General features: G+C 66.5%; 5 protein-coding genes. 4 read left to right on the top strand and 1 reads right to left on the bottom strand.

All coding sequences use genetic code 11. The features are described from left to right. Positions 1–338 precede the first annotated feature (338 nt). From sdhC to MFF30_RS24885, 4 genes are all read left to right on the top strand, one after another. Positions 339–740 (top strand): succinate dehydrogenase, cytochrome b556 subunit, encoded by a 402-nt coding sequence (sdhC, locus tag MFF30_RS24900; protein ID WP_238282906.1) that lies wholly within the window; start codon positions 339–341, stop codon positions 738–740. Between the two features lie 12 nt (positions 741–752). Continuing rightward, the gene (sdhD, locus tag MFF30_RS24895; protein WP_238282904.1) at positions 753–1,166 is read left to right on the top strand and encodes a succinate dehydrogenase, hydrophobic membrane anchor protein; all 414 of its coding nucleotides are present in this window, start codon (positions 753–755) and stop codon (positions 1,164–1,166) included. A 29-nt stretch (positions 1,167–1,195) separates the two neighbouring features. Beyond that, the gene (sdhA, locus tag MFF30_RS24890) at positions 1,196–3,016 is read left to right on the top strand and encodes a succinate dehydrogenase flavoprotein subunit (protein WP_238282902.1); all 1,821 of its coding nucleotides are present in this window, start codon (positions 1,196–1,198) and stop codon (positions 3,014–3,016) included. A gap of 62 nt (positions 3,017–3,078) precedes the next feature. Next, positions 3,079–3,882, top strand: a complete 804-nt coding sequence (locus MFF30_RS24885) for a succinate dehydrogenase iron-sulfur subunit (RefSeq protein ID WP_056474864.1) — start codon at positions 3,079–3,081, stop codon at positions 3,880–3,882. 156 nt (positions 3,883–4,038) lie between these two features. Here MFF30_RS24885 and MFF30_RS24880 read toward each other — a convergent pair. Beyond that, a partial coding sequence (locus MFF30_RS24880) for a multidrug efflux RND transporter permease subunit (RefSeq protein WP_238282900.1) occupies positions 4,039–7,113 on the bottom strand: 3,075 nt, incomplete at its 5' end.

Below are 7,113 nucleotides of genomic sequence, written 5' to 3'. Positions count from 1 at the left end.
CTCGACCCTGTTCCTGCCCTATCAGGCCCCGCCGATCGTCCTCGCGTTGGATCTCGGCAAGGTGCCGCTGCGGGCGGCGACAAAGCTGACCCTGGCGACCGGGTTGATCTCCCTCCTCGTCGTCGCACCCCTGGATTATCTCTGGTGGCGTGCGCTCGGATGGCTGCCATGAGGCGAAACGATGCGAATGACGATTCGGCCCCTGTGTCGCATGTGCGCTGCGGCAAGGCGGGGTTGCGCATTGGCGCCTGCCCGCTAGCACTTTAGAGACGATCCAAATTTTTCTGAGGCCCATCTCAAAATTGAATGGTGCCGCCCAGTCGAGGACCTTCCGCACGATGGCTCCAACCGTCCGTCCCACGGTCGCCCAGCCGCTCTCGCCGCACCTCCAGATCTATCGGTGGACCTGGACCATGGCGATGTCGGTGTTTCACCGCATCACCGGCACCGCCCTCTACGGCGGCTCTGCCCTGGTGGCGATCTGGCTGGTCGCCCTCGCCTCCGGCCCGTCCGCCTACGGCACCGTCTCGTGGTTCTTCGGCTCGATCGTCGGGCGCCTGGTGCTGTTCGTCTACACCTGGATCCTGATGCACCACATGCTGGGCGGCCTGCGCCACTTCATCTGGGATCTCGGCTACGGCTTCGACCGCGCCCAGCGCATGGGCCTCGCCCGCGCGACCCTGATCGGTTCCGTCATCCTGACCGTCCTGATCTGGGCGCTCGCCCTCACCCTGCGCTGAGGAGCCGGACCGATGGCCGACAACCGCCAGAACACGAACGTCACCATGCGCACGCCCCGCGCCCGGGTGAAGGGGCTCGGCGCCTCGGGCCACGGCGCAGGCCATTTCTGGACCCAGCGCCTGACCGCGGCCGCCAACGCGCCGCTGATGCTGGCCTTCGTGGTCATCGTCGCGCTGATGGCGAACCGGCCCTACCCGGAGGCCATCGCGCTGATGTCGCACCCGGTGGTGGCCCTCCTGCTGATCCTCGCCGTGATCTCGGTCACGGCCCATATGAGGATCGGGATGCAGGTCGTCATCGAGGACTACGTCCATGACAAGACGCTCAAGCTCCTGAGCTTGCTCGCCAACAATTTCTACGCGGTCATCGTCGCCGTGGCCTGCCTGTACGCGATCCTGCGCGTCGGCCTCGGCAAGCTCGTTTGACCCGTCTCCCGAACCCGAAGGATCTGCCCATGGCCACCACCGGAACCAACGGCAACGGCGCTCCCGCTTACACGATCAACGACCACACCTTCGACGTGGTGGTGGTGGGCGCCGGCGGCGCGGGCCTGCGCGCCACGGTGGGCTGTTCGCAGGCCGGCCTGCGCACCGCCTGCATTTCGAAGGTGTTCCCCACCCGCTCCCACACCGTGGCGGCGCAGGGCGGCATCTCGGCATCGCTCGGCAACATGGGCCCGGACGACTGGCGCTGGCACATGTACGACACCGTGAAGGGGTCCGACTGGCTCGGTGATCAGGACGCGATCGAGTACCTCGTCCGCAATGCACCCGCCGCGGTCTACGAGCTGGAGCATTGGGGCGTGCCGTTCTCGCGCACGGAAGAGGGCAAGATCTACCAGCGCCCGTTCGGCGGCATGACCACCGATTACGGCAAGGGCACCGCCCAGCGCACCTGCGCGGCGGCCGACCGCACCGGCCACGCCATGTTGCACACCCTCTACGGGCAGGCGGTGAAGAACAACACCAACTTCTTCATCGAGTACTTCGCCCTCGACCTCATCATGGACGAGGAGGGCCGCTGCCTCGGCGTCATCGCAATCGATCAGGCGACCGGCGAGATCCACCGCTTCCGCGCCCAGCAGACGATCCTGGCCACGGGCGGCTATGGCCGCTCCTACTTTTCGGCCACCTCCGCCCACACCTGCACGGGCGACGGCAACGCCATGGTGCTGCGCGCCGGCCTGCCCCTGCAGGACATGGAGTTCGTGCAGTTCCACCCCACCGGCATCTACGGCGCCGGCTGCCTCATCACCGAGGGGGCGCGTGGCGAGGGCGGATACCTCACCAATTCCGAGGGCGAGCGCTTCATGGAGCGCTACGCCCCGAGCGCCAAGGACCTCGCCTCGCGCGACGTGGTCTCCCGCTCGATGACCATGGAGATCCGGGCCGGACGCGGCGTCGGCAAGTCCAACGACCATATCTACCTGCATCTCGACCATCTCGACCCGGCGATTCTGCACCAGCGCCTGCCGGGCATCTCGGAATCCGCCAAGATCTTCGCCGGCGTCGACGTCACGAAGGAGCCGATCCCGGTCCTGCCGACGGTCCATTACAACATGGGCGGTATCCCGACGAACTATCATGGCGAGGTGCTGACCCTGAAGAACGGCAACCCCGACACGGTGGTGCCGGGCCTGATGGCGCTGGGCGAGGCGGCCTGCGTCTCGGTGCACGGGGCCAACCGCCTCGGCTCGAACTCGCTGATCGACCTCGTGGTCTTCGGCCGCGCGGCGGGCCTGCGCTGCGCCGAGATCGTCGAGGCGGGCGCCCGCCAGATGGATCTTCCGAAGGATTCCGCCGACAAGGCACTCGGGCGCCTCGACCGCTTCCGCTACGCCAATGGCGGCACGCCGACGGCGCAGCTGCGCGCCGAGATGCAGAAGACGATGCAGAACAACTGCGCCGTGTTCCGCACCGGCGAGGTGCTGGAAGAGGGCAAGTCCCTCATCCACAAGGTCGCCGCCGGCATTCCCGACATCCACGTCAACGACCGCTCGCTGATCTGGAACACCGATCTCCTCGAGACCCTGGAATTCGACAACCTGATCGGTCAGGCCGTCGTCACCATGGAATCCGCTGCCAACCGCAAGGAAAGCCGCGGCGCCCATGCCCGCGAGGACTTCCCGGATCGCGACGACAAGGAGTGGATGAAGCACACGCTGGCCTGGATGGACGACACCTCCAAGCAGGTCACCATCGATTACCGCCCGGTCCACACCTACACGATGTCGAACGAGATCCAGTACATCGAGCCGAAGGCACGCGTGTACTGAGGAAACGACTGTTGTCGTTCCCCGGATTGGTTCTCACGAGACGGATTTAGGCACGCCAAACCATGGCTCAATTCAATCTACCCAAGAATTCTCAGATCACCGAGGGCAAGACCTGGCCTCGGCCGACGGGCGCCAACAACCTGCAGGAATTCCGGATCTACCGCTGGAATCCCGATGACGGGAAGAACCCGCGCGTCGACGTCTATCAGGTCGATCGGGACGATTGCGGCCCGATGGTGCTCGACGCCCTTCTGTGGATCAAGAGCAAGGTCGACTCGACCCTGGTGTTCCGCCGTTCCTGCCGCGAGGGCATCTGCGGCTCCTGCGCCATGAACATCGAAGGCCAGAACGCGCTGGCCTGCACCATGGGCATCGACGAGTGCCAGGAGCACGCCAAGGGCAAGAAGACCGGCGCGGTGCGGATCTATCCGCTGCCGCACATGCCGGTGCTGAAGGACCTCGTGCCGGACCTGACGAACTTCTTCGCCCAGCACGCCTCGATCGAGCCCTGGCTCCAGACCGAGACGCCGGCCCCCGAGGGCGAGTGGAAGCAGACGCCAGAGGATCGCGCCCAGCTCGACGGCCTCTACGAGTGCATCCTGTGCGCCTGCTGCACCACCTCGTGCCCGAGCTACTGGTGGAACGGCGACCGCTTCCTCGGTCCAGCGGCCCTGCTCCAGGCCTATCGCTGGCTGATCGACAGCCGCGACGAGAACACCGGTGAGCGCCTCGACGCCCTGCACGATCCGTTCCGGCTGTATCGCTGCCACACGATCATGAACTGCGCCAACACCTGCCCGAAGAGCCTGAACCCGGCCAAGGCCATCGCCGAAATCAAGAAGATGATGATCGCCCGCGAGGTCTGAGCCGGACTTCGGTTCGGCGAGCCCGACCTCGGGCTCAGCGGCCGAGACCAGACGAAACAAGGGGCGCGCGGTCGATCGGACCGCGCGCCCCTTGTTCATGCGCTGCGTTCGTGTGCGCCGGGGCTGCCCGATGGGTGAGCGCCGGCGACCGCCGGTCTACTCGGCCGGCGCGTGGTGCGGCATATGCACGGCGCCGGGCTCCGCCTCGGGCTGGATGCCCTCGTTGGCGTCCTTGCGGCGGAAGATCCGCATCACCACCACGAAGAACACCGGCACGAACAGCACCGCCAGGATCGTGGCCGAGATCATGCCGCCGAGCACGCCGGTGCCGATCGCCTGCTGGCTCTTCGAAGCGGCGCCGGTGGCGATGGCCAGCGGCACCACGCCGAAGATAAAGGCGAGCGAGGTCATTACGATGGGCCGGAAACGCAGGGCCGAGGCCTCGATGGTGGCGTCGACCAGGGACTTGCCCGGCTTCCACAGGTCCTTGGCGAATTCCACGATGAGGATCGCGTTCTTGGCCGAGAGACCGATGATCGTGATGATGCCGATCTTGAAGTAGACGTCGTTGGGAAGCCCCCGGAGGTACACGGCGGCCACCGAGCCGATGATGCCCAGCGGGATGACGAGCAGCACCGAGAACGGGATCGACCAGCTCTCGTAGAGCGCCGCGAGACACAGGAACACGATCAGGATCGAGAGGCCGAGGAGCAGCGAGGCCTGGGAGCCCGCCTGCTTCTCCTGCAGCGACTGGCCGGTCCAGGCGTAGCCGAAGCCCTTCGGCAATTGCTGCATCAGGCGCTCCATCTCCGCGATGGCGTCGCCCGAGGTGTAGCCCGCGGCCGGCTCGCCGGTGAAGCGGACCGACTGATAGCCGTTGAAGCCGACGATCTGTGAGGGGCCGACGCCCCATTTCAGATCGGCGAAGGACGACATCGGGACCATCGTGCCCGAGGCGTTCTTCACCCCGTAGTTCAGCAGGTCGGGCGCCTGCATGCGCTGGAGCTGTTCCGCCTGGACGTAGACGCGCTGCATCTTGCCCTGGTTGGGGAAGTCGTTGGTGTAGACCGACCCCAGGTTGACCTGGATCGTGCTGTTGATGTCCTCGAACTTCACCCCGAGGGCGGCCGCCTTCTCGCGGTCGATGATCAGCTCCGCCTGCGGCGTCGGGGACAGGCCCTCGATCTTCATCTTCTGCAGGATGGGGCTCTTCTTCGCGAGGGTCAGCAACTGCGATTCGGCCGCCGTCAGGGCCGAGTAGCCGCGCTGGGCCCGGTCCTGGAGGCGGAACGAGAAACCGGCGGCGTTGCCGAGGTTGTCCACCGGCGGCGGCTCCTGCGCGTCGATGATGGCATCGCGGTAGCCCGCGAGGGCCGCGTTGGTGTCGGCCACCAGGGCGCTGGCGGAATTGGCCGCGTCGCGCTCGCTCCAGGGCTTCAGGGTCACGAAGGCCTGGCTCAGGTTCGGGCCCTGGCCCGAGAACGAGAACCCGTTGAGCATCGTCACCGTGGCGACGCCGGGCCGGGCGAGGAGATACTGCTCCACCTCGCGCACCGCCGTCTGAGTGCGGTTGAACGAGGCGCCGGGCGGCGTCTGGATGTCGACCGTGAAGAAGCCCTGGTCTTCCACGGGCAGGAAGCCCTCGGGCAGGCGCAGGAAGGCGAAGCCGACCCCGACCAGCAGGGCGAGGTAGACCATCATCACCTTGCCGGAGCGCTTGATCAGCGCCGCGACGCCGCGGCCGTAGCGCGCGGTCTCGCGGTCGACGATCCGGTTGAACCATCCGAAGAACCCGCCCTTCGCATGGCCGTGGCCCTTCTCGATCGGCTTCAGCAGTGTCGCGCAGAGCGCCGGGGTCAGCGACAGGGCGAGAAGCGCCGAGAAGCCGATGGAGGTCACCATCGCGATGGAGAACTGCCGGTAGATGATGCCGACAGAGCCCGGGAAGAACGCCATCGGGATGAACACCGCCACGAGCACCAGGGTGATGCCGATGATCGCGCCGGTGATCTGGCTCATCGCCTTGCGGGTGGCCTCCTTCGGCGAGAGGCCCTCCTCGTTCATGATGCGCTCGACGTTCTCCACCACCACAATGGCGTCGTCGACGAGGATGCCGATGGCCAGCACCATGCCGAACATGGTCAGCACGTTGATCGAGAACCCGGACAACAGCATCACCGTGACGGTGCCGAGCAGCGCGATCGGAACCACGATGGTGGGGATCAGGGTGTAGCGGATGTTCTGCAGGAACAGGAACATCACCACGAACACCAGGACCACCGCCTCGACCAGGGTCATCAGGACCTTCTTGATCGAGGCCTGAACCGCCGGGGTGATGTCGTAGGGGATGTCCCATTTCAGACCGGCCGGGAAGAACTGCGACAGCTCCTCCATCTTGGCGCGGATGGCCTGGGCGGTCTCGAGAGCGTTGCCGTCGGGGGCCAGGGTCACGGAGATGCCGGCCGCCTCGCCGCCGTTGAGGCGGGTCGAGAACTGGTAGGCATCGCCGCCGAGCTCGATCCGGGACACGTCGCGCAGGCGCACGTTCGAGCCGTCGGAATTCGCCCGCAGGACAATGGCGCCGAAATCCTCGACGGTGTTGAGCTGGCCCTTCACGACGATCGGGGCGAAGACCGGATGCTTGCTCGGGCTCGGCTGGGCACCGACCGCGCCGGAGGCGATCTGGATGTTCTGATTGCGGATCGCGTCGGTGACGTCCTCGGGCGTCAGCGACAGGCCGCGCAGCTTGTCGGGATCGATCCAGACGCGCAGGCTGCGCTCCGTCGAGTACAGCGTGGCGCGCCCGACGCCGGGCACGCGCCGGATCTCATTGATGACGTTGCGGATGAGGAAGTCGCCGAGGCCGATCTCGTCCATCTTCCCGTCGGTCGAGACCAGCGTGATGATGTTGAGCGTCGCGGCCGAGGCCTCCTCGACCAGGATGCCCTGTTGGCGGACTTCGGCGGGCAGACGCGCCTCGACGCGTTTGAGGCGGTTCTGGACTTCGACGGAGGCCAGCGCCGGGTCGGTGCCGGGCAGGAATGTCGCGGTGATGTTGATCGAGCCGAACGAGTCGGTGGTCGACTCGAAGCTCATGATGTTGGCCGCCCCGTTCAGCTCATCCTCGATGAGCCGGGTCGTGCCCGTGTAGAGGCTTTCCACCGAGGCGCCCGGGAAGGCGGTGGAGAGGGCGATCGAGGGCGGCGCGATCACGGGGTACTGCGCCACCGG

It is taken from the genome of Methylobacterium goesingense, assembly GCF_022179225.1.
Taxonomy (GTDB): domain Bacteria; phylum Pseudomonadota; class Alphaproteobacteria; order Rhizobiales; family Beijerinckiaceae; genus Methylobacterium; species Methylobacterium goesingense.
The sequence above is the reverse complement of the archived record's forward strand: the minus strand, read 5'-3'. Positions and strand labels throughout refer to the sequence as shown.

Coding starts and splice junctions, on each gene's coding strand:
- sdhC (WP_238282906.1), top strand. CDS start 339: ATGGCTCCAACCGTCCGTCCCACGGTCGCCCAGCCGCTCTCGCCGCAC.
- sdhD (WP_238282904.1), top strand. CDS start 753: ATGGCCGACAACCGCCAGAACACGAACGTCACCATGCGCACGCCCCGC.
- sdhA (WP_238282902.1), top strand. CDS start 1,196: ATGGCCACCACCGGAACCAACGGCAACGGCGCTCCCGCTTACACGATC.
- MFF30_RS24885 (WP_056474864.1), top strand. CDS start 3,079: ATGGCTCAATTCAATCTACCCAAGAATTCTCAGATCACCGAGGGCAAG.